Source organism: Curtobacterium sp. MCBD17_026 (assembly GCF_003234895.2).
Taxonomy (GTDB): domain Bacteria; phylum Actinomycetota; class Actinomycetes; order Actinomycetales; family Microbacteriaceae; genus Curtobacterium; species Curtobacterium flaccumfaciens.
Window position 1 is genome coordinate 2,681,895 of record NZ_CP126281.1, and the last position, 20,397, is coordinate 2,702,291.

The 20,397-nt window shown below is 71.9% G+C and carries 20 protein-coding genes; 7 read left to right on the forward strand and 13 right to left on the reverse strand.

Features of this window, described 5'->3' with window-relative positions; translation table 11 throughout:
- Positions 1-88: 88 nt before the first annotated feature.
- Positions 89-1,141, forward strand: coding sequence for a zinc-binding alcohol dehydrogenase family protein (locus DEI85_RS12740; RefSeq protein ID WP_111091239.1), 1,053 nt, complete (start codon positions 89-91; stop codon positions 1,139-1,141).
- 18 nt (positions 1,142-1,159) lie between these two features.
- Positions 1,160-1,972, forward strand: coding sequence for a hypothetical protein (locus DEI85_RS12745; RefSeq protein WP_111124436.1), 813 nt, complete (start codon positions 1,160-1,162; stop codon positions 1,970-1,972).
- Positions 1,973-1,975: 3 nt separating this feature from the next.
- On the opposite strand, the gene DEI85_RS12750 is transcribed toward DEI85_RS12745, so the two are convergent.
- Complete coding sequence (locus tag DEI85_RS12750) at positions 1,976-2,452, reverse strand: GNAT family N-acetyltransferase (protein WP_111124440.1); 477 nt, start codon at positions 2,450-2,452, stop codon at positions 1,976-1,978.
- Between the two features lie 99 nt (positions 2,453-2,551).
- Here DEI85_RS12750 and DEI85_RS12755 point away from each other — a divergent pair, with 99 nt between their 5' ends.
- Positions 2,552-3,268, forward strand: coding sequence for a hypothetical protein (locus DEI85_RS12755; protein WP_284183429.1), 717 nt, complete (start codon positions 2,552-2,554; stop codon positions 3,266-3,268).
- Positions 3,269-3,352: 84 nt separating this feature from the next.
- Here the strand turns inward: DEI85_RS12755 and sufU are convergent, their stop codons facing one another.
- The 6 genes from sufU to DEI85_RS12785 form a co-directional block, all read right to left on the reverse strand.
- Positions 3,353-3,802 carry a Fe-S cluster assembly sulfur transfer protein SufU gene (gene sufU, locus DEI85_RS12760; protein WP_071405057.1) on the reverse strand — a complete coding sequence of 150 codons (450 nt, stop codon included), beginning with the start codon at positions 3,800-3,802 and terminating at the stop codon, positions 3,353-3,355.
- Positions 3,799-5,091 (reverse strand): aminotransferase class V-fold PLP-dependent enzyme, encoded by a 1,293-nt coding sequence (locus DEI85_RS12765; protein WP_110862271.1) that lies wholly within the window; start codon positions 5,089-5,091, stop codon positions 3,799-3,801. Before DEI85_RS12765 ends, sufU begins: the two co-directional genes overlap by 4 nt.
- A 135-nt stretch (positions 5,092-5,226) precedes the next feature.
- Positions 5,227-5,439: an antitoxin gene (locus tag DEI85_RS12770; RefSeq protein ID WP_110862272.1), complete on the reverse strand. Its 213-nt coding sequence runs from the start codon at positions 5,437-5,439 to the stop codon at positions 5,227-5,229.
- 95 nt (positions 5,440-5,534) lie between these two features.
- The gene (locus DEI85_RS12775) at positions 5,535-6,818 is read right to left on the reverse strand and encodes a chloride channel protein (protein WP_110862273.1); all 1,284 of its coding nucleotides are present in this window, start codon (positions 6,816-6,818) and stop codon (positions 5,535-5,537) included.
- Positions 6,819-6,918: 100 nt separating this feature from the next.
- Complete coding sequence (locus DEI85_RS12780) at positions 6,919-9,030, reverse strand: alpha-galactosidase (RefSeq protein ID WP_111124309.1); 2,112 nt, start codon at positions 9,028-9,030, stop codon at positions 6,919-6,921.
- Between the two features lie 215 nt (positions 9,031-9,245).
- Positions 9,246-10,229, reverse strand: a complete 984-nt coding sequence (locus tag DEI85_RS12785) for a magnesium and cobalt transport protein CorA (protein WP_111124308.1) — start codon at positions 10,227-10,229, stop codon at positions 9,246-9,248.
- 151 nt (positions 10,230-10,380) lie between these two features.
- On the opposite strand from DEI85_RS12785, the gene DEI85_RS12790 reads away from it, so the two are divergent.
- Complete coding sequence (locus DEI85_RS12790) at positions 10,381-11,190, forward strand: TspO-related membrane protein (protein WP_111124307.1); 810 nt, start codon at positions 10,381-10,383, stop codon at positions 11,188-11,190.
- A 92-nt stretch (positions 11,191-11,282) separates the two neighbouring features.
- Here DEI85_RS12790 and ald read toward each other — a convergent pair whose 3' ends face one another.
- From ald to DEI85_RS12805, 3 genes are all read right to left on the reverse strand, one after another.
- Positions 11,283-12,383, reverse strand: a complete 1,101-nt coding sequence (gene ald / locus DEI85_RS12795) for an alanine dehydrogenase (RefSeq protein ID WP_111124313.1) — start codon at positions 12,381-12,383, stop codon at positions 11,283-11,285.
- A gap of 141 nt (positions 12,384-12,524) precedes the next feature.
- Positions 12,525-13,484, reverse strand: a complete 960-nt coding sequence (locus tag DEI85_RS12800; RefSeq protein ID WP_111124306.1) for a helix-turn-helix transcriptional regulator — start codon at positions 13,482-13,484, stop codon at positions 12,525-12,527.
- A 48-nt stretch (positions 13,485-13,532) separates the two neighbouring features.
- The gene (locus DEI85_RS12805) at positions 13,533-14,495 is read right to left on the reverse strand and encodes a sugar-binding transcriptional regulator (RefSeq protein ID WP_027466231.1); all 963 of its coding nucleotides are present in this window, start codon (positions 14,493-14,495) and stop codon (positions 13,533-13,535) included.
- A gap of 192 nt (positions 14,496-14,687) precedes the next feature.
- Here DEI85_RS12805 and DEI85_RS12810 point away from each other — a divergent pair, with 192 nt between their 5' ends.
- Positions 14,688-16,436, forward strand: a complete 1,749-nt coding sequence (locus tag DEI85_RS12810) for a glycerol-3-phosphate dehydrogenase/oxidase (protein WP_111124305.1) — start codon at positions 14,688-14,690, stop codon at positions 16,434-16,436.
- A 112-nt stretch (positions 16,437-16,548) separates the two neighbouring features.
- Here the strand turns inward: DEI85_RS12810 and DEI85_RS12815 are convergent, their stop codons facing one another.
- Both DEI85_RS12815 and ykgO read right to left on the reverse strand, forming a co-directional pair.
- Positions 16,549-17,205 (reverse strand): histidine phosphatase family protein, encoded by a 657-nt coding sequence (locus DEI85_RS12815; RefSeq protein ID WP_111124304.1) that lies wholly within the window; start codon positions 17,203-17,205, stop codon positions 16,549-16,551.
- 28 nt (positions 17,206-17,233) lie between these two features.
- Positions 17,234-17,356, reverse strand: coding sequence for a type B 50S ribosomal protein L36 (gene ykgO, locus DEI85_RS12820; protein ID WP_071247691.1), 123 nt, complete (start codon positions 17,354-17,356; stop codon positions 17,234-17,236).
- Positions 17,357-17,401: 45 nt separating this feature from the next.
- Between ykgO and DEI85_RS12825 the strand changes: the two genes are divergently transcribed.
- Entirely contained in the window at positions 17,402-18,430 is a 1,029-nt protein-coding gene (locus tag DEI85_RS12825; protein WP_071405048.1) for a GTP-binding protein, read from the forward strand.
- A gap of 156 nt (positions 18,431-18,586) precedes the next feature.
- A complete protein-coding gene (locus DEI85_RS12830; RefSeq protein WP_111091247.1) occupies positions 18,587-19,111 on the forward strand; it encodes a DinB family protein in 525 nt (174 codons plus the stop codon).
- A 227-nt stretch (positions 19,112-19,338) separates the two neighbouring features.
- Here the strand turns inward: DEI85_RS12830 and DEI85_RS12835 are convergent, their stop codons facing one another.
- Positions 19,339-20,301 (reverse strand): sugar-binding transcriptional regulator, encoded by a 963-nt coding sequence (locus DEI85_RS12835; RefSeq protein ID WP_111124303.1) that lies wholly within the window; start codon positions 20,299-20,301, stop codon positions 19,339-19,341.
- Positions 20,302-20,397: the final 96 nt, after the last annotated feature.

A 20,397-nucleotide genomic window follows, 5' to 3' on the forward strand; every position in this document is an offset into this window, starting at 1 on the left:
GACTACTGGTGATGACACGTCGTGTCATGATTGACTGGGTGATGACACGCCGTGTCATGATCCACTTCGAGCAAGAGATCGGGACACCATGTCGTCATCGGGCAACGCAGCACTCTGGACCACGTCGACCGGGCGGTTCGCCGTCGGGCCCGCCACGGCCCCCCAGCCCGGCCCCGGCGAACTCGTCGTCCGCGCCGAGGCCGTCGCCGTCAACCCGGTCGACGCCGTCGGCGGGCTCTTCCGGCACCTGGTGTACCCGAAGCTGCGGTTCCCCGCGGTCCTCGGCTCGGACGTCGCCGGCACCGTGATCGCGATCGGCCCCGGCGTCGAGCGGTTCCGTGTGGGCGACCGGGTCGTCGGGCACGCGGCGGGGCAGGAGCAGCACCGGAACAGCGCTGCCGAAGGCGCCTTCCAGCACCAGGTCCTGCTGCTCGAACGCGTGACGACCTCGGTGCCGGATGATCTGCCGGCCGAGCAGGCAGCGGTCCTGCCACTCGCCGTCTCGACCGCCGCCGCAGGCCTGTTCGAGCCGGACCAACTCGCGCTGTCGCTCCCGACCGCAGACACCGCCGAGCGCAACGGGGTCGTCCTGGTGTGGGGCGCGTCCACGAGCGTCGGCGCCAACGCCGTCCAGCTCGCCCGGGCCGCCGGGTACGCCGTGATCGGCACCGCATCGCCGAAGAACCATGGGTTCGTGCAGGACCTCGGGGCCGAAGCCGTGTTCGACTACCGCGACGACGGTGCCGCACGCCGCATCCTCGAGACACTCGCCGACCGGGAGCTCGCCGGCACCATCGCCTTCGGCCAGGGCTCGCTGACCCGCACGCTCCCGATCGTCCGGGCAGCCACCGGCTCCGGCCGACTCGCATCGGCCTACCCGACGCCGGTGACGACGATCCGTGCACGTCTCGAGCGTCGACGCGGGGTCAACATCACCGCGATCTGGGGTGGCCGTCCGACTGAGTCCGAGGTCGGCCCCGCGATCTACCGCGACTTCCTGCCCGAGGCGCTCCGCACCGGTCGGTACCGAGCGACGCCGACCGCATCCGTCGTCGGATCGGGGCTCGCCGCGATCCCGGACGCCCTCGCCGAGCTCCGCGCGGGTGTCTCCGCCCGGAAGCTCGTCGTGACGCTCCCCTGAGCCGGTAGCGTCAGCGACGTGACCGGTTCCGACGAGCAAGACGACGAGACGTTCGAGATCATGATGTCGGGCGGTGCCACGCCGCGGGGGCACCTGCAGGACCCGAGCGCCGTAACGCTGCACCTGGACCCGCGGCTCCTCGGCGACACCGCCAGGGGCAAGGAGATGTTCGCACTGGCGATCGACCAGCAGCACACCGCACTGTCCGACTACGCCACCGCCATCGAGGCCGCCGACGGTGACGTGACGGCCCCGGCCGTGCAGGACGCCGCGACCGCGCTGCACCAGGCGCTCCACTTCCTGCCGATCGCTCACACCGCGTACACGGGTGTCGGCTTCCCCACGGCGCGCGTCGGGGACGGCCCACGGCCGACCTCGCTGCGACCGCAACGCGGCGAGCGCGGCCTCGGCGTCCACCCGGACATGCTCACGGCGATCCACGGGGACACCTCGCAGCGCTGGGAGCTCGCGTGCGAAGAAGACCTCCCCCTCGCCGTCGAGATCACCCTGGCGACCGACCCGGACGAGAACGTGCGGTCCGTCTTCCTTATGGCGACGAGGTCACGAACCGTCGTCCTGCTCATGGAACAGCGAGAGACCGACCCGGGCGTCCTCGAACAGCTCGCCCAGCAGGGCTACGCGAGCCCCGAACGGAAGTTCCCCCTGCCGCTCGCCGATCTCGTTCCCCGAGAGCTGGACGGCCTCTACGAACTCCTCGGTCTCGACGACCAGGCCGTCGCGCTCGCGAAGTCCCGCTGGGCACGGGCGCAGGAACGCGACGAGCGCATCACCGTCGGCGACGCGCTCCGCGAGATCGGCGTCTTCGCCTGATCGCTACTCCGTAGCGAGCGACTTCGCGTACCAGCGGTCGGAGTACGGGTCGTCGCTGAACGGCGGGACCCGGACGAAGCCGAGCCGTTCGTAGAGCGCACAGGCCTCGGCGAGCCCGGCCCGCGTGCCCAGCCGCAACGACGTGATACCGCGTCCGCGGCAGACGTCCTCGACGTGGCGCAGGAGCCCCGAACCGACGCCTCGGCCTCGGTGCTCCGGCAGCGTGAACACCTTCGTCAGCTCGCCGACGACGCCCACGAAGCGCACGCCGGCGCAACCGACCACGGCTCCCCCGTCGGCGGCGACGAGGAACACCCCCGAGTCCCCATGCAGGTCGTCGTACGGCTCCTCGTCGAGTGCCCGGTCGACCTCGGCCGACGTCGCCGCCCGCCCGTACCACCGCGACGCGACCTCCGTCAGGTAGTCCCGCACGATCACGTCGGATCCCGCCGAGCCGGGATGCGCTGTCTCGACGATCATGTGGTCCATCCTCGTGCTCGTGCTCGTGACCGCCATCAGTCCGCGCCGACGTCCGTCAGGATCGCCGGGACGACGACACTGCAAGGAGAAGGGAGAATCATGACCACGCTCCGCACCACCATCCTCACCGTCGGCATCGCCACGCTCCTCATCGGGGCGGCTGGCTGCGCGACAGCGTCCGGGCCGAGCGCTCCGAGCGCCACGCAGACAGCGACGGCCGTCACGCCGACGACGACCCCGACCCCGACCCCGACCCCGACCCCGACCCCGACGAGCGTCCGGCCGTCATCCAGCCCGAGCGGCCCCTCGAGCTGGGTATTCGGCGACGCGTCCTTCGGTCCCGTCCAGCTCGGTGCCACGGACGCCAGCACGGTGCTGCCGGCTGCCGGCTTCTCGCGGCAGCCGTCGAGCGGCTGCCCGACGTTCTGGGAGTGGCAGTCCGCCGACCTGTCCACCCCCAGCGGGTCCGGGTACCGGATCCTGGTCACGTCCGACGACTCCGGACCCGGAGTGCGCTACATCAGCGTTGCGGGACAGGCAACCGACCCCGGAGCGTTCTCGTCGCCCGTGCTGACGTCCACGGGCATCGCGCTCGGTTCCACCGCAGACGACGTGCGCGCGGCGTACCCCGGGCTCGAGAAGACGATCGACACGTGGGAGCCACCGATCGGCGGCTACCGCGAGTACGTGGCACCGACCACGGATGGCCACTGGCTGCACTTCGACACCACGGGTGGCGCTTCCGGCGCTGAGGACATCGTGACGACGATCGTCATCAACGACACGAAGGCGGCAACGCAGGACGTCTGCCGCTGACCGTGCTGCGGACGGGAGGCGCGGGGCGGGCCCGCAACGGGCCTCCCGACTGTCCGGTGCTCGCGATCGCGAGCCGCACACGGGTCAGCGGGACGCGGTCGCCTCGCGCGCGGCGGCTTCCGCCGCGACCCACGCGAGCATGCCGCACTTGACGCGCATGACGAACTTGGAGACGCCGTGGAAGGCGACGAGGTCCTCGAGGACGTCCTCGTCGGGCTCACCGACGCCGCGCGAGCGCATCATGGTGCGGAACTCCTCGGTCAGCGCGAGGAACTCGGGCACGGTGCGGCCGACCGCCATGTCGGTGAGGACGGACGCCGAGGCCATCGAGATCGAGCAGCCGTCGCCCTGCCAGGCGAGCCCGGCGATGCGGTCGGTGCCGGGTTCGAGCCGCAGGCTGACCGTGATCTCGTCGCCGCACGTGGGGTTCCGCTCGAAGTGCGAGGCATCCGCGTCGGGCATCGCACCGTCGCCGTGACGCGCCTTCGCGTGGTCGAGGATGACCTGCTGGTACAGGCTGTCGAGGGCGTTCACGCGGTGGCTCCGAAGTAGTCGCGGACCTCGGCGACGGCTGCGAGGAACCGGTCGACGTCGTGCTCGGTCGTGTAGACGTACGTGCTCGCACGGCTCGTGGCGACGAGACCGAGGCGGCGGTGCAGGGGCTGGGCGCAGTGGTGGCCCGAACGCACCGCGATGCCCTGCGCGTCGAGGTACTGCGAGACGTCGTGGGCGTGCACCCCGTCGACGTCGAACGACACCAGACCGGAGCGTGGGACGCCGGCGGGCGGGCCGACCACCCGGATGCCGGGCACGGCGGCGAGACCGTCGAGCATCCGGCGGGCCAGGTGTTCCTCGTGGGCGCGGACGCGTTCCATGCCGATGCCCTGCAGGTACCGGACGGCCTCGGCGAGGGCGACGGTCTGCGACACCGGCTGCGTGCCGGCCTCGAACCGCTCGGGCGCCGGCATGAACTCGGAGCCCTCCATCGTCACGGTGGTGATCATCGAGCCACCGGTCCGGAACGGCGGCAGGGCGTCGAGCAGCTCGGCACGGCCCCAGAGCACGCCGATGCCGTTCGGGCCGAGCATCTTGTGCCCGGAGAACGCGGCGAAGTCGACCCCGAGCTGCTGCACGTCGAGGGGACGGTGCGGTGCGGACTGGCAGGCGTCGAGCACGACGAGGGCGCCGCGGGCGTGGGCGAGGCCGACGACCTGCTCGACCGGGGCGATCATCCCGGTGACGTTCGAGACGTGCGAGAACGCGACGACCTTCGTGCGGTCCGTGATCAGCGCCGCGGCGTCGTCGGCGGTCCAGGTGCCGTCGTCGGCGACCGGGATCCAGCGCAGGGTGGCACCGGTGAGCGCGGCGAGCTCCTGCCACGGCACGAGGTTGGCGTGGTGTTCGGCCTCGGTCACGAGGATCTCGTCACCGACGCCCAGGCGGAAGCGCTCGGCTTGGGCACCGCCGCGGCCACGGCTGGCGTTGGCCATGCCGTACGCGACGAGGTTGAGCGCGTCGGTGGCGTTCGCGGTCCACACGACCTCGGTCGGGGCGGCGGCGCCGATGAAGCCGGCGACGGTGGCGCGGGCGTCCTCGTAGGCGTCGGTACTGAGCGCCGCGAGCGTGTGGGCCCCGCGGTGGACGGCGGCGTTGTCGTGTTCGAGGAACCGGCGCTCGGCGTCGAGGACCTGGCGCGGGCGTTCAGCCGTCGCCCCGGAGTCCAGGTACGCCAACGGCTGCCCGTTCACGTCCTGCGCGAGGATCGGGAAGTCCCGCTTGATCGCCTCGACCTCGGTCTCGGTGAGCGGCTGGTTCGGCGCCACGACTGTCACGTCTCGTCCTCCTGGTGCTGCTGTCCGGAGCAACCCGTCCATGGTGTCCGTTGTTCCCGACCACGTCCAGTCGGCACCGCGACGGCCCAGGACCACGCCGGGTCCTGGGCCGTTGCACGTCGGTCGCTACTCGTTGCCGAGCTTCTTGTCCGCAGCGTCGCGGGCACCGTCGATCTTGTCGTCGTACTTGCCGCCCGTGGCCTTCTTGACCGCGTCGGCCACGCCGCCGAGCACCTTGTCGCTGACGCCCTCGGCCTTCTCGCTCTGCAGGGCGTCCCGGACCTTTCCGTCCTTCAGGAACTCCTGGGCCTTCTTCGTGATGTCGTCGAACCCCGCCATCGGCTGCTCCTCGTCTCGGTGCGGAGCCCGTCGCTCCGTCCTGGCGCCGACAGTAGGCCGCCGGGCAGCCGTCCGTACCGAGATGTTCGGTGTCTTCACACCATCTGTGCGCTGCGACGGCGGGCGAGCACGTAGCCGACGGCGACCGCGCCGGACACCGCGAGCAGCGAGGGCACGAGGATGTCGGTGCCCTGCTGGGTGAACTCGACGACGAGCACCAGGGCGGTGAACGGTGCCCGCATGGTGGTGGCGAGGAAGGCCGCCGCACCGACGAACGCGAAGGCCGCCAGGCTCGGACCGTCGGCCGGCCACAGCAGCAGCCATGCTCCGCCCAGGCCACCGCCGATCGCCGACCCGATCGCGATCGAGGGCGTCAGGGTGCCGCCGACCGCACCCGCGCCGATGGTGGCCGAGGTGGTCACGGTCCGCAGGACGCCGAGCAGCAGCAGGAGGACGATCGGCGACAGGCTGGCGAACGAGGCGTCGTCGAGCGTGCTGTTCATCGCGACGAGGCCGAGGGCCCGGCCGTTGCCGAGGATCTCCGGGAACGGGATCGCGATGAGCCCGACCATCGCGAAGACCACGGGCAGCACGACGAGCAGGTGCCAGCCCTTCGGGGCGATGCCCTGCAGCCGGTTGGTCAGCTTGACGAACCCGACCCCGGCGAGCCCCAGCACCGGCCCCACGACGACCGCCCAGACGAGCAGCGACGGCGACAGGTGCATCGCGGGCACGTGGTACAGCACCTCGTCCGGGATCACGAGCCGGGCGGTGATGGCGGCGACGGCACTCGTGGCGAAGGCGGGCAGGGCGGTCGCGAAGCTGATCTCGCCGAGCAGGACCTCGACCGCGAACAGCGCACCGCCGAGGGGCACGTCGTAGACGGCGGCGAGGCCGGCCGCGGCCCCGCAGGCGACGAGGATCTTCGTCTCGCGTGCGGTCAGCCCAGCACGACGGGTGACGAGTTGGGCCAGCCAGGCCCCGACCTCACGCGGCGCGACCTCTTTGCCGATGGACGCGCCGAGCCCCACGGCCAGGATCTGGACACCGGCGTTCGCGAGCGTCGCCAGGGCCGGCATCCGCTTGCCGTCGACGGCCGCGGTGACCGAGACGATCGAGCGCCCCCACCGACGGAGCGCCCACCAGGCGAACCCGGTCAGGACGCCGGCCGCCGTGAGCGCGAGGAACCGGTTCAGCCCGGACGATGCGTCGGCCGCCTCGAGGTGCCCGCCGAACCCGTAGCCGAAGGCGACGAACTGGATGAGCTGGAGCGCGAGCCAGACCGCGATGCCGGCGATGCCGCCGGAGACGCCCACCAGGGCGGTGACGACCGCGAGCTTGAGGGCCCAGACCGGGGTCGCGTGTCCGGAGTGCGGCATGACCGGAAGCCTAACGGGCTGCACGCACCCCATGACGGACGGCGACGGGGCCGCCGGACGCGGGGCGGGCCTCCAGGCCGGGCACCCCGACCACCCGTCGTCAGACGGCCGTCACCCGGAACGGCACCACGCAGTCGGCCGGCATGAGCGGCGGCTGCAGGCCGACGGTGCCGAGCACCCGTCCGCTGAACACCCGCGGGCCGGACCACCAGTCCGGTCGCACCAGGTCGTGGCCGTCGCCGATGACCACGGGGTCGACGCGGTACGCCGTGTCGGGGTCGAGGTCGCGGAAGGTGACCCGGCCGGTGCCGGAGACCTCGGAGCGGCCGATGCTGGCGAGGAAGAAGACGGCCTGCTGACGGTCCGGCGCGACCGTGCCGTACACGAGCCGCGCGTCGTCGACCTCGTCCGACCGCACCAGGTCACCGCCGTGCAGGAGCGGGCGGAGGTCGCGGTAGAGCGCGATCCACTCGGTGAGCGCGGCGGACTCGTCGGCGGTCGCGCGGGCCAGGTCCCACTCGATGCCGAGGTGGCCGACCAGGGCGGTGCCGGCACGGAAGGCGAGGTCGTGGACGCGACCGGTCGTGTGGTTCCGGCCGCTCGCGATGTGCGAGCCGAGCAGCTCCGGCGGCAGGAGCTGCTGCGTCCACCGGTGCATCTGCTGGCGCTCGAGCGGGTCGATGTCGTCGGACACCCACACCCGCGCGGTGTGCTCGATGACGCCGAGGTCGACCCGACCACCGCCCGACGAGCACGACTCGATCTCCAGCGACGGGAACCGCTCGCCGAGCGTCGCCATCAACCGGTACGCGGCGAGGGTCTGCTCGTGGACCGCTGCGCCGCCGCCCGGGAACCCCGCCTCGACGAGGTCGCGGTTGTGGTCCCACTTCACGGCGTCGACCGCGTACTCGCCGATGATCGCGGTCATCCGCTCGAGCACGTGGTCGAAGGCCTCGGGGATCGCCAGGTTGAGCACCTGCTGGTCGCGGGACCGGGCGGGCAGCCGGCCGTCGGCCTGCAGGATCCACTCTGGGTGGGCGCGGGCGAGGTCGCTGTCCTCGTTCACCATCTCGGGTTCGAACCACAGGCCGAACTCCATGCCGAGCGCACGGACGCGATCGACCAGGGGGCCGAGTCCGTCCGGCCAGACGTCCTCGTCGACGTACCAGTCACCGAGGCCGGCGTGGTCGTCGCGGCGGCCACGGAACCAGCCGTCGTCGAGCACGTACCGTTCGACGCCGAGGGCTGCGGCACGCTCGGCGAGGTCGACGAGGCGGGCCAGGTCGTGGTCGAAGTACACGGCCTCCCACACGTTGATCGTCATCGGGCGGGGCGTCGTCGGGTGCTGCGGGCGGCTGCGGAGCCAGCGGTGGAACCGTCGGGCCTGGTCGTCGAGGCCGTCACCGTGGGCGAAGTACACCCACGGCCCCTCGTACGTGGCACCGGTGGCGAGCCGGACCTCGCCGGGCAGCAGGAGTTCGCCGCCGCCGATGACCTGGCGGCCGGTGGCGAGCCGTTCGGCGTGGTGCCGGTGGTTCCCGCTCCAGGCGGCGTGGACGCCCCAGACCTGACCGTGCGCGAAGCCGAAGCCCGGCTCCCCCACCGTCAGCACGGTCGCGGCGTCGGTGCCCGTGCGGCCCTTCCGCCCCTCGCGCTGGTGGGTCCCCACGACGAGTTCGCGGCGCTGCGGGGTCCGCTCCTTGCCCCAGCGGCCGGCGAAGTCCAGGATCTCGCGCGCCCCCGACGGGATCGGCATCGCGAGCGTCAGGTCGTCGACGGTGTAGACGCCGTCGGCGGTGTTCGTCACGCTCGCGCGGGCCCGCACGAGCCCGGAACCGAGCATCTCGATCGTCACCCGGACGGCGAGCCCGGCGACGGTGTCCTCGGCATCGGCGGTGACCGCGGTGTCGGTGACCGCGAGCGACGTCACCGTGAACGCCGGCGACCAGTCGGCCCCGTCACGGTGCCCGGCGAGTCCCGGACGACCACTCCAGCCCCGGTGCGGCTCGGGCAGCACCGACAGGCGCACCGGGTCGTCCATCTCGTTCGGTGCGACGGGCACGACGTCGGCGTCGGCGAGGGCCGTCAGCGCGTCGGTGTCGAGCGGTCCGAGTGCCGCTCCCCAGTGCACGACGGCGGGGAGCGCGTCGTCGCGGCAGTCCAGGACGAGCGAGACGCCGCCGGCGGTCAGGTGGACGAGTTCGTGCGGCATGCGGGCTCCAGTCGGCGTCGTTGCACGTCAGAGCTTTCCGGTCCGGAGCCGTCCGCTGCAAATCCGGCGGCGGCGCGGCTCCGGTTGCGGCGCGGCTCAGGCTGCGGCGCGGCTCCGGTTGCGGCGCGGCTCAGGCTGCGGCGCGGCTCCGGCTGCGGCGCGGCTCCGGCTGCGGCGCGGCTCCGGCTGCGGCGCGGCTCCGGCTGCGGCGCGGCTCAGAACCAGCGCTTGACCTTGAACACCACGTACAGGATCGCGGCGAACAGGACCATCGCGACGATCGACAGCGGGTACCCCCACGTCCAACCGAGTTCGGGCATGTGCGTGAAGTTCATCCCGTAGATCGCGGCGATGAGCGTCGGCGCGAACAGGATCGCCGCCCACCCGGAGATCTTCTTCGTGTCGTCGTTCTGCTTCTGCGCCGCCAGGGTGGAGTCGACGGTCAGGGCGTTCTGCAGCAGCTGCCGGAACGTGTCGAGGCGCTCCACCACCCGGATCGCGTGGTCGAGGACGTCGCGGAACCGCCGCTGCATCTCGATCGGCAGGTGGTACTTCTCGGCACCGCGGTGCAGGTTCTCGATCATGTAGACGAGTGGACGCGCCGCACGCTGGAAGTCGACGACCTCGCCGAACAGCTCGTACACGCGCCGGGACACCCCGGCCTCGCCCGAGAACAGCTGGTCCTCGATCTGGTTGATGTCCTCTTCGAGTCCGTCGATCACCGGCACGTAGCCGTCGACGATGGAGTCCATGAGCGCCCAGAGCTGCGCCTGCGGCCCGACGGTCACCAGTCCCGGCTTGCCGCTCAACCGCTGCAGCGCCCGGGGAACGGTCTGCTTGCCTCGGGGGTCGGCCTTCACGACGGCGAGGAAGAAGGTCTCGCCGACGAAGGCGTGCACCTCGCCGAACGCCACCTCTTCCTGCTGGTCGTTGTACAGCGCCGGTTTGAGCACCACGAACAGCGTCGAGCCGTAGCGCTCGAGCTTCGGCCGCTGGTGCCCCTCGGCGGAGTCCTCGACGGCGAGTTCGTGCAGACCGAGGGCGACCGCGACGTCGCCGAGTTCCTGGGCGTCGGGCTGGTGCAGGACGATGCACGCGCTGGCGCCCTGTTCGTCGAGCATCCGGAAGGTGTCGTCGAGGGACGGACTCGCGATCGGGGCGATCCGGTCGATGTAGACGGTGTTCAGTTCGACGCTCACGCGACCACCGTACGCAGGGTGGCCGGTCTCCGGCCTGGAGGCCCGTGGCACGCCCGCCATGCGCCGGCGTCCTGCCTGAACGCGCGCTGCACGACCGTCAGCGCCGGCCGCCTACCGTGCAGGTCATCAGCATGCTGACGAAGGGACTGTCATGAAGAGGATCTGGAAGCGCATCGGGGTGGCCGTGAGCGCGGTCGTCGCCGTCATCGGCGCGTACGTCGGGTCGGGCGCTGCCGGTGGGACGCCCATCCAGGACGCCGCCGGTGGCGCACTGTCGGCGTCCTCCACCGCGATCGCCCCGGACGGCCCGGCCTTCTCGATCTGGAGTGTCGTCTACGCCGGGCTCATCGGCTACGCGGTGCTGCAGCTCTTCCGCACCGAGAACGACGAGCGGCACGAGCGGCTGGTGGTGCCGGCGGTGCTGTCCCTGCTGCTCAACGCCGCCTGGATCCTGTCGGTGCAGTTCGGGTTCCTGTGGGCGAGCGAGCCGATCATCGTCGCACTGCTCGTCGTGCTGATCTGGACGTTCATGATCCTGCGGCGCACCCCGTCCCGCGGCGTGGTGGAGGCGATCCTGACCGACGGCACCTTCGGGCTGTACCTCGGGTGGGTCTGCGTCGCGACGGCCGCCAACACCGCTGCGGTGCTGACGGCGGCGGGCTTCCGGGGCTTCGGACTCGGGCAGGACCCGTGGGGCGTGGTCGTCGCCGCGGTGGCCGGGCTCGTCGGGGTCCTCATCGCGCTGTGGGGTCGTGGACGCCTGGCGCCGATGGCCTCGCTCGCATGGGGTCTTGCGTGGGTCGCGGTCGCCCGGTTCGAGGGGCCGCTCGTCTCCGTGCCGACGGCGGTCGCGGCCATGGTGGCTGCGGCGGCCGTGGTCGTCGTGACGGTGGTGGTGCGTGCCCGCGTCGGCTGGGTCGGCGGGCGTGCCGGTCGGGCGGCGGCACCCGTGGCGGCCTGACACGGGTCCTCCTGCGCGTCGTTCGTGCTGAGCGACACCTCACGCGGCCGTTGGCCCGTGAGGTGTCGCTCAGCGCGAAGACTCGCACACCCTCAGCGCGCGGACGCCACCAACCCGTGGGCGGCGGCCACCGCGGCGTTCGTGACCCGGCCGGCGTGCACGTTCAGGCCGGCGGCGAGCGCGGGGTCGGCCTCGAGCGCGGCCTCCCAGCCACGGTCGGCGATCGCGACGGCGTAGGGCAGCGTGGCGTTCGTCAGCGAGATCGTGCTCGTGCGCGGGACGGCGCCGGGCATGTTCGCCACGCAGTAGTACACGGTGTCGTGCACGGCGAACGTGGGGTCGTCGTGGGTGGTCGGGTGGGAGCCCTCGAAGCAGCCGCCCTGGTCGATCGCGATGTCGACGAGGACCGATCCGGGCCGCATGTCGGCGACCATCGCGTCGGTGACGAGCTTCGGCGCGGACGCCCCGGGGATCAGGACCGAACCGATCACCAGGTCGGCGTCGCGCAGTGCCTCGGCGATGGCGTGCGCCGACGAGCGCAGGGTCGTGAGGCGGCCGTCGAACCGGGCGTCCAGTGCCCGGAGCCGCGGCAGGCTGATGTCGAACACCGTGACGTCGGCACCCATGCCGAGCGCCATCGTGGCGGCGTGCTCTCCCGCGACGCCGCCGCCGATGACGACCACCCGGCCCTTCGGCGTGCCGGGGACGCCGCCGAGCAGCAGCCCGCGCCCGCCGTTCGTGCGCATCAGGTGGAACGCGCCGACCTGGGCGGACAGTCGCCCGGCGACCTCGGACATCGGCGACAGCAGGGGCAGCGAGCGGTCCGGCAGCTGCACGGTCTCGTAGGCGATCGCCGTCGCGCCCGAGTCGATGAGCGCGTCGGTCAGCGGTCGGTCGGCGGCGAGGTGCAGGTAGGTGAAGAGCATCTGGCCCGGCCGGATCATCGGGTACTCCGACGCGACCGGCTCCTTCACCTTGAGGATCAGCTCGGCGCGCTCCCAGACCTCGGCCGCGGTGTCGACGATCGTGGCCCCGGCGGTGCGGTACTCGTCGTCGGTGAACGCCGAACCGGACCCGGCACCGGCCTGCACCAGCACCTGGTGGCCGTGCGACCCGAGCTCGGCGACGCCGGCCGGAGTGGCGGCGACGCGGTACTCGTTGTTCTTGATCTCGGTGGGGACGCCGATGCGCATGCTGACTCCTTCGTGGGCGGTGCGTTCGTCCCCACCATTGAGCACCGGATTCGCCCACAGCAGCACCGAGCCGAACATCCGGACAACCGCAGCGCGATCCGTGTCACGGTATTCGGCGGAACGGCCCCCAGTGTCGGTCGGTCAGCGCCCGCGCAGCGACTCGCTCGGCAGTTCGCCGAAGCGGCTGCGGTAGGTCGCCGAGAAGCGCCCGAGGTGCCCGAAGCCCCACGTCCGGGCGACCTCGGCCACCGTCGTCTCGTCGAGGCCGCTGCCGACCAGGTCGGTCCGCGCACCGTCGAGTCGCACGCCGCGCAGGAGTTCCCCCGGCGTCTGGTCGAGGTGCCGGCGGAGGGACTGCTGCAGCCCGCGCGGGCTGAGTCCCGCCGCCGCAGCGATGTCCGGGGTACCGATCGCTTCGCGCGCGTGCTCGTGCACGAACTCGAGCGCCCGACGCAGGCGGTCGTGCTCGGGGCCGCTGCCGGACACCGTCGCACGCCACTTGCTGCGCTGCGGGAACGCCCGGATCGCCGCGGTGGCGAACGCCTCGGCGATGTCGTGCTGCACGCTCGGGCTCATCGACCGGTCGACGTCGAGCCACGTGGCGGAGTACTTCCGCACCACCGAACGCCACAGCGCGATGCCGTCGGCCGTCGGACGGCGCATGGGCTCGAAGGCGAAGTCGTCGTCGCCGGCGACCGCCCGGACGAAGTCGCGGTCCAGGTGCACCAGGTTCAGGGCGATGTCCCGGTGGTGCAGGGCGTAGGGCTCGGCGAAGGGCAGCACGACCGGCACCCCGGCCTCGAGCTCGTGGGTCTCGCCGCCCGAGGTGATCCGGCTCGAACCGCTCCGCATCCAGGCGACCAGGAACTCGTCGTCGACCTGGCTCTCGCTCCGCAGGTCGACCATGAACCGCGACGCCCGCAGCGACATCCGTTCGTCACCGACGCCGGCGAAGTCCCAGTAGGCGTTCTCGTGGGTGCGACGGACCAGTGGTGCACGGAAGTCGTAGTCGCCCGTGAAGAACGCGAGCGCCTGGTCGACGTCGCTGCCGACCATCCGTCGGAAGTACCGCTCACCGGGCTGTTCGAGAGAAAGCACCATGCTCGAGAACTTACGACGGACCACCGACAAACTGCGTCAGGTCCTGACTCAGGGCTGCAGGATCGCCTGCCCCACGCTCTCGTCCAGGATCAGGTCCGTGATGAGCCCGGCGGCCAGCGCGCCCCGCAGCGACGCCGCCTTCGACCGCCCGGCGACGACGCAGACCCGCCGCGGCGCGCGCTTGATCGTGTCGAGGTCCGGAGCGCCGGCCCGTGCGTTCACCCCGATGTCCTTCCACGAGCCGTCGGCCCGGTAGAACACCGTCGAGACGTCGCCGACGACCCCCGCCTGCGTGAGCTCGTCGCGGTCCTCGGGGTCGAGGTACCCGCCGGAGTACACGTGCGAGGGCACCGGGGCCTGCGGGGCACCGACGCCGAACACCACGAGGTCCATCCGCTCGTGCAGGTCGAGCACACGGCGGATCGATCGCTCGCGGAACAGGGCCTCCTTCGTCGCGGGGTCGTCGAAGAACGCCGGCACCGGGAACTGCTGCACGAACGCCCCGTAGGCCTCGCCGAACCGGCGCAGGATCTCGGACGCGTAGACGATGCCGGTGGTGCGGGTGTTCGCGGCGCCGTTGATCTGCACGATCGTCGAGCCGTGGGTGGTCTTCGGCACCAGGTAGCGGCTGACCGCGCTCACCGTCGAGCCCCACGAGATCCCGATCACCATGTTCGACTCGACGTACTGCGTCAGGATCCGGGCGGCGGACAGGGCGACCCGCTCGAGCCGGTCGACGTCGCTCGTGTGGTCCGGCACCGGGACGACGTGCGCGTGCACCCCGAAGCGGGAGCGGATGCTCCGGCTCAGCGCAGCGGCCTGGTCCAGGGGAGAACGGATCTGGATGTCGACGAGCCCGGTGTCCCTGGCGTACTTCAGCAGCCGCGACACCGACGAGCGCGAGGTGCCGAGCTCGTCGGCGATCGCGTCCATCGTCAGGTCCTGCAGGTAGTACAGGTGGGCGGCGCGCAGCGCCTGCTGCGTGCGCATGGGCTGAGCCGCATCGCTCATGGTGCTCCGATCTGTCGAACGCAACCATGCACGGACGTGCAGGGCCTCTGCAACCCCTGCCGCGCCTCCCGACCGCCGTCTCGGGCCTGGACGACACGTGTGCTGCACGTTCGTGCACGCGAGTTGCCCGCCCTGTCGAACGAGCGCACGATCGATCCTGACCCCACGAACAGACGAAGGAAGCGACGAACCATGTCGAAGAAGACACAGCCCCGGAACACGGTGACCGCCCTCACCGAGCGCCCGAACGCGCAGGTCCTCGTCGTCGGCGGCGGCATCAACGGCATCGCGACGTTCCGCGACCTGGCGCTCCAGGGCGTCGACGTCGCCCTGGTCGAGCGTGGCGACTACGCCTCCGGCGCCTCCGCGGCCTCGAGCCACATGATCCACGGCGGCATCCGCTACCTGGAGAACGGCGAGTTCCGACTGGTGCGCGAGAGCGTGCAGGAGCGCAACGGCCTGATCCGCATCGCCCCGCACTACGTCAAGCCGCTGCAGACGACCATGCCGATCTTCTCGACGTTCTCCGGCATCATGAACGCCCCGCTGCGCATGCTGACGCACAAGCAGCGCTCCACCAAGGAGCGCGGGGCGATGCTCATCAAGATCGGCATGACGATCTACGACTCCTTCTCGCGCGACGGCGGCTCCGTCCCGAAGCACGTCTTCCGCACCAAGAAGGCCGCGCTCGAGGACATGCCGGCCCTCAACAAGGACCTGAAGTACACGGGCACTTACTACGACGCGAGCGTGCACGAGCCCGAGCGCCTGGCCCTCGACGTCCTGAAGGACGGCCTGACCGCCGGCACCGGGACCGGCTCCGCCGCGACCGCACGCGCCACCAACTACGTCGAGGCAGCCGGCACCCGCGACGGCGGCGTCCTGCTGCGCGACCGCGAGACCGGCGACGAGTTCGTCTTCACCGCCGACGTCGTGATCAACGCCTCCGGCCCCTGGACCGACCTGACGAACGAGGCATTCGGCGGCGAGACGAAGTTCATGGGCGGCACGAAGGGCTCGCACATCGTCGTGCACAACGACGAGCTGCTCGAGGCCACCAAGGGCCGCGAGCTGTTCTTCGAGAACGACGACGGCCGCATCGTCCTCATCTACCCGCTCAAGGGCCGGGTGCTCATCGGCACCACCGACATCGACGCCGACCCCGCGAAGCCGGTCACGACGACCGACGAGGAGATCGACTACTTCTTCGGGCTCGTGAAGCACGTGTTCCCGCAGATCGACGTCACCCGCGACCACATCGTCTACAGCTACTCCGGCATCCGTCCGCTCCCCCGCCACGAGGACACCGCCCCCGGCTTCGTGTCCCGTGACTACCGGATCGTGGACACCCAGATCGCCGGGCTGCCGAAGTCGACCGTGCTGTCGCTCGTCGGTGGCAAGTGGACGACCTTCCGTGCCCTTGCTGCACACCTGTCCACCGAGGCGACGACCAAGCTCGGCATGAGCCGCAAGGTCGACACCACCGGCATGCCGATCGGCGGTGGCAAGGAGTTCCCGACCACCGACGCCCAGCGCGCCCTGTGGATCAAGTCGCACCGCGACGGCCTGGACGAGTCCCTGGTCGAGGGGCTGCTCGAGCGCTACGGCACCCGTGCCGCCGAGGTCGTGGACGTCCTGACCGACGGCCCGGTCGAGCCGCTCGAGTCCGACCCGTCGCTCACCCGCGCCGAGGTCGCGTACTTCGCCCGCCACGAGCAGGCCGTCCACCTGGTCGACGTCGTCCTGCGCCGCACCAACCTGGCGTTCGTCGGCGGGGTCACGATCGACCTGCTCGACGAGCTGGCCGACGTGCTCGCCGAGGCGCTCGGCTGGACGACCGAGGAGCGCGCGGACGAGGTCCAGCGCACGCTCGACGTGCTGCGTGAGTCGCACGGCGTGATCGTGCCGCTGACGTCCGCATCGGCGTCGCAGCTCGCGTAGTCGACGCGACCGACCACGGACGGGAGGCGCGGTGCCGGCTGGCACCGCGCCTCCCGTCCGTTCGTGGTCGCGTTCGCGAGCGGCTGGTCGCGTCGGCGACCCGCTGGTCGCGTCAGAAACGCTCGCCGGTGGGGTCGAGCGCCGTGCGGTCGATGAGCTGGTCGCCGCCGACCGGCTCGCCTTCCCAGTCGACCAGGCGCCAGCCGTCGGCGAACGAGCCCTCGAGCTCGACGATGCCGGTGTTCTCCAGGTGCCGCTTCGTGCCGAAGTGGTCCGGGGTGTTCTGCGCAGCTGCGCTCGCCCATGTGCGGATCGCAGCACCGTGGCTGACGGCAGCGGCGACCGCGACCCCGGTGGCCTCGATCTGCCGGACGGCGTCGTCGTAGCGCTCGAAGAACTCGGTGCCGCTCTCGGCACCGGGCATCCGGGTCGTCCGGTCGCCGCCGGACCAGCCGTGCACGGTGGAGATGTAGGTCTGCACGGACACCTCGTCGTTCTTACCCTGGGTGTCGCCCGCCTCGATCTCGCGCAGGCCCGGCAGCACCACGGGCTCGAGGCCGAGCGAGGTCGCGAGGGGCGCCGCGGTGATCTGCGTGCGGACCATCGACGACACGAACAGCCGCTCGATCCCCCGGTGGGCGAGCGCTGCGGGCAGGGCGTCGGCCTGCTGCTGCCCGAGCTCGGTCAGCCCCGGTCCGGGCACCACGGCATCGAGGATGCCGTGCACGTTCGCGGGGGTCTGGCCGTGGCGGATGAGCAGCAGTCGCATCCCGCCACCCTACGGACCGCCGCCGACGTCAGCCCTGCCGGGTGTTCCAGCGGGGGTTCTTCTTGTTGATGACGTAGACGCGGCCCCGACGTCGGACCACCTGCGAGCCGGGGATCTGCTTCAGGGCCTTGAGGGAGTTGCGGACCTTCACGACGAGCCTCCTTGTTGAGAACGGTTGTCAGTTACAGTAGCGGACATGCGTGCTGCTGCCATCACCCTCGTCACCGCCCTGCACCAGGTCGACGCCGACCGCGTCGCCGCCCGGATCTCGGACGGGCACCGGATGCACGTCGCCGGGAGTGCCTTCGCCACCGCCCGCGCCGTGGCCGACCGCGCCGACCAGCTCGACCGGGTCTGCGGGCCCGACGCGGGCCACGGGCTCGTCGTCACCCTGCACCCGGGGGCCGACGCCCGAGCGGTCGGCATGCTGCTCGCCAACGCGGCACGGTCCGAGACCGGCGACGACCGGGTGCTCCGGCACGTCGTCGGGGTGCTGCGGGCGGACGACGTCGCGCACCTGCTGTGGTCGGACGTCGACGACGCCTTCGTGGCCGCGGACCGGATGGCCGCACTCGTCGAGTACGCGACGGTGATCGCCCTCGACCGCATCGAACCGCTGTCGGGCCGTCGGCGTCGGGCGCTCGTGTCACTGCTGCACCGGATGGCGCCCCAGGCCGTGATCGTCGCCCTGCCCGCGATCCGCAGCGCCGCCGACCTGCCGGCCTCGAACGGTGGAGCCGCGCGGGTGCTCGCCACCGGTGCGGGCTGGATGCGGGCGCTGTCGAGCGGTGCGGACACCGGGCGCGAGGCCCGCGACGCCCTGGTCTCGATGCGCTACCGGGAGCCGCTGCCGTTCCACCCCGGACGGCTGTCGTCCGTCATCGCCGACGACCTGTCCGCCGGGGTGAACGGCCGCGTGCTGCGGTCGCGGGGGTTCTTCCGCCTGGCGTCCCGGCCGGACCACGTCGGCTCGTGGTCGAGCTTCGGGTCGATGCTCGCGCTCGACCCCACCGCGAACCCGTCGTGGGACGCCGACGCCCCGATCGGGCAGGCGCTGTGGTTCGTCGGCGAGCAGCTCGACGTCCGGGCGATCGAGCGGGCGCTCGACGGGGCGCTGCTCACGCCGTCGGAGCTGCTCGCCGGGCCGGACGTGTGGCGCGGCTGGCCGGACCCGTTCCCGGTGTGGCCCGCGGTGGACCCGGCATCGGAGCACCGGCACGAGTGAGCGTGGAGGGCCGCGGGCGGGTGCGGACGCATCCGGTGCGTGCGCATGTTGCGACAGAACGCGAGTCGAACGACGCGTGGATCGTCGCAGTGTGCCGCCGATCCGCACCGGTCCGGCGAACCCGGAAGCTGAGTAACGAGGCCGTACCATCGGCCCATGGCGATCGAACCCGAGACGAAGAACTGGACGTGGGTCATCGAGTCCGCGTGTCCCGAGTGCGGCTACGACGGCAGTGCGGTGACCGTCCGCGACGTGCCGGGCATCATCGACGAGAACACGGCCGGCTGGCCCGCGATCCTCGGACGCGACGACGTGCGGGACCGCCCCGACGACCACACGTGGTCCCCGCTCGAGTACGGCGCCCACGTGCGGGACGTGCACCGGAAGATGGCGGAGCGCCTCGAGCTGATGCTCACCGAGGACGCCCCCACGTTCCCGAACTGGGACCAGGACGCCACCGCCGTCGAGGACCGCTACGGCGAGCAGGACCCCGCGGTCGTCGCCGAGGAACTGCGGGAGTCGGCCGACCGCGCGGCCCGGGCCTTCGCGGCGGTGCCCGACGAGGTGCTCGAGCGCACCGGGCTCCGGTCCGACGGCAGCGCCTTCACCGTCGCGACGCTCGCCACCTACTACGCGCACGACCCGGTGCACCACCTGTGGGACGTGCGGCGCACGCCCTAGACGTGGGGACCACCGGCCTGGAGGCGAGATGCGGCCCCGCCCCGCGCCTCCAGGCCGCCTGCGGTCGCCCCCTGACCGGGCGTACCTACCGAAATCGGGCGTACCTGCCGAAACCGGGCGTACCTGCCGAAACCGGGCGTACCTGCCACGAAGAAACGACCAGGTATGCCCGAATCCACCCTCCATCTCACGCGTGATGGGAAGGATCGGGCGCGGCGCCGGCTCGCTCAGGCGAGTGCGTCGAGCACGGCGCGCGCCGTCGCGGCGTCCGTCACCAGCTCGTTGACCAGCCCGCCCCGCACCGCAGCCACGATGCTCGTCACCTTGGCGCCGCCCACGGCGACCCCGACCGCGTGCGGCACGGTCGACAGGATCTCGCGCGAGGTCCGCACCATCCGGTCACTCCCGGGGAACTCGATCGCCGATCCGTCCGCGGCGTAGAAGTTCAGGCAGACGTCGCCTGCCGCACGGTCGAACGCCACGTCCTCGACCGGGATGCCCCGGGCCAGGGCGTCCCGCGTGTGCGTCGGCGCCCCGATGCCGAGGATCGCGCCCTTCGCCCGGCTCCACAGCCCGACGACGTGCTGGAACGCCGGGTCCTCGTCGAGGGTGGACCGCATCACCGGGGACGGCAGCGCCTGGGCGAACAGGAACGCCGGGATCGCGCCGGAGTGTTCCGCGGCCGTCCGGGTGATCTCGTTCGTCTGGAACCACGGCATCGGGTCGGCCTGCCCGCCCACGGTGGGCACGAGCTGCACGCCGGGCATGGTCGGCATGCCGGACCGTGCGACGTCGTACACGGTGCGGCCGGACGACATCAGGACGGCGTCGCCGGGGACGAGTCCCATGCCCTCGACCGCGGCGGCCAGCGGGGCGGCCAGGTCGGCGCCGAGCGTGGCGGCGTGGGTGACCGCGGCGAGGTGGACCGCGCGCAGCCCGAGCACGACCTGCAGGCGTTCGGCGAGCGCCACGGTCTCGTCCTGGAACGGGTCGACGACCTCGATGCGGACGAGTCCGGCCTTGCGGGCCTCGGCGACGAGCCGCGAGACGGTCGGGCGCGAGACGCCGAGGCGCGAGGCGATCTCGACCTGCGTGGCGTCCTCGAGGTAGTACATCCGCGCCGCCTGGTAGACGGTGTCCAGCGGGAACCGGGTGCGGGCTCCGTCCGGGGTGGGGGTCTCGGCCGACATGGTGCGATGCTACCGCCACGCGCAGCGCAGAAATTGTGTGCTGGACAGATGTCCACGGCCGTCGCAGACTGGTTCGGGAGCGCCCGGAACCTCGGG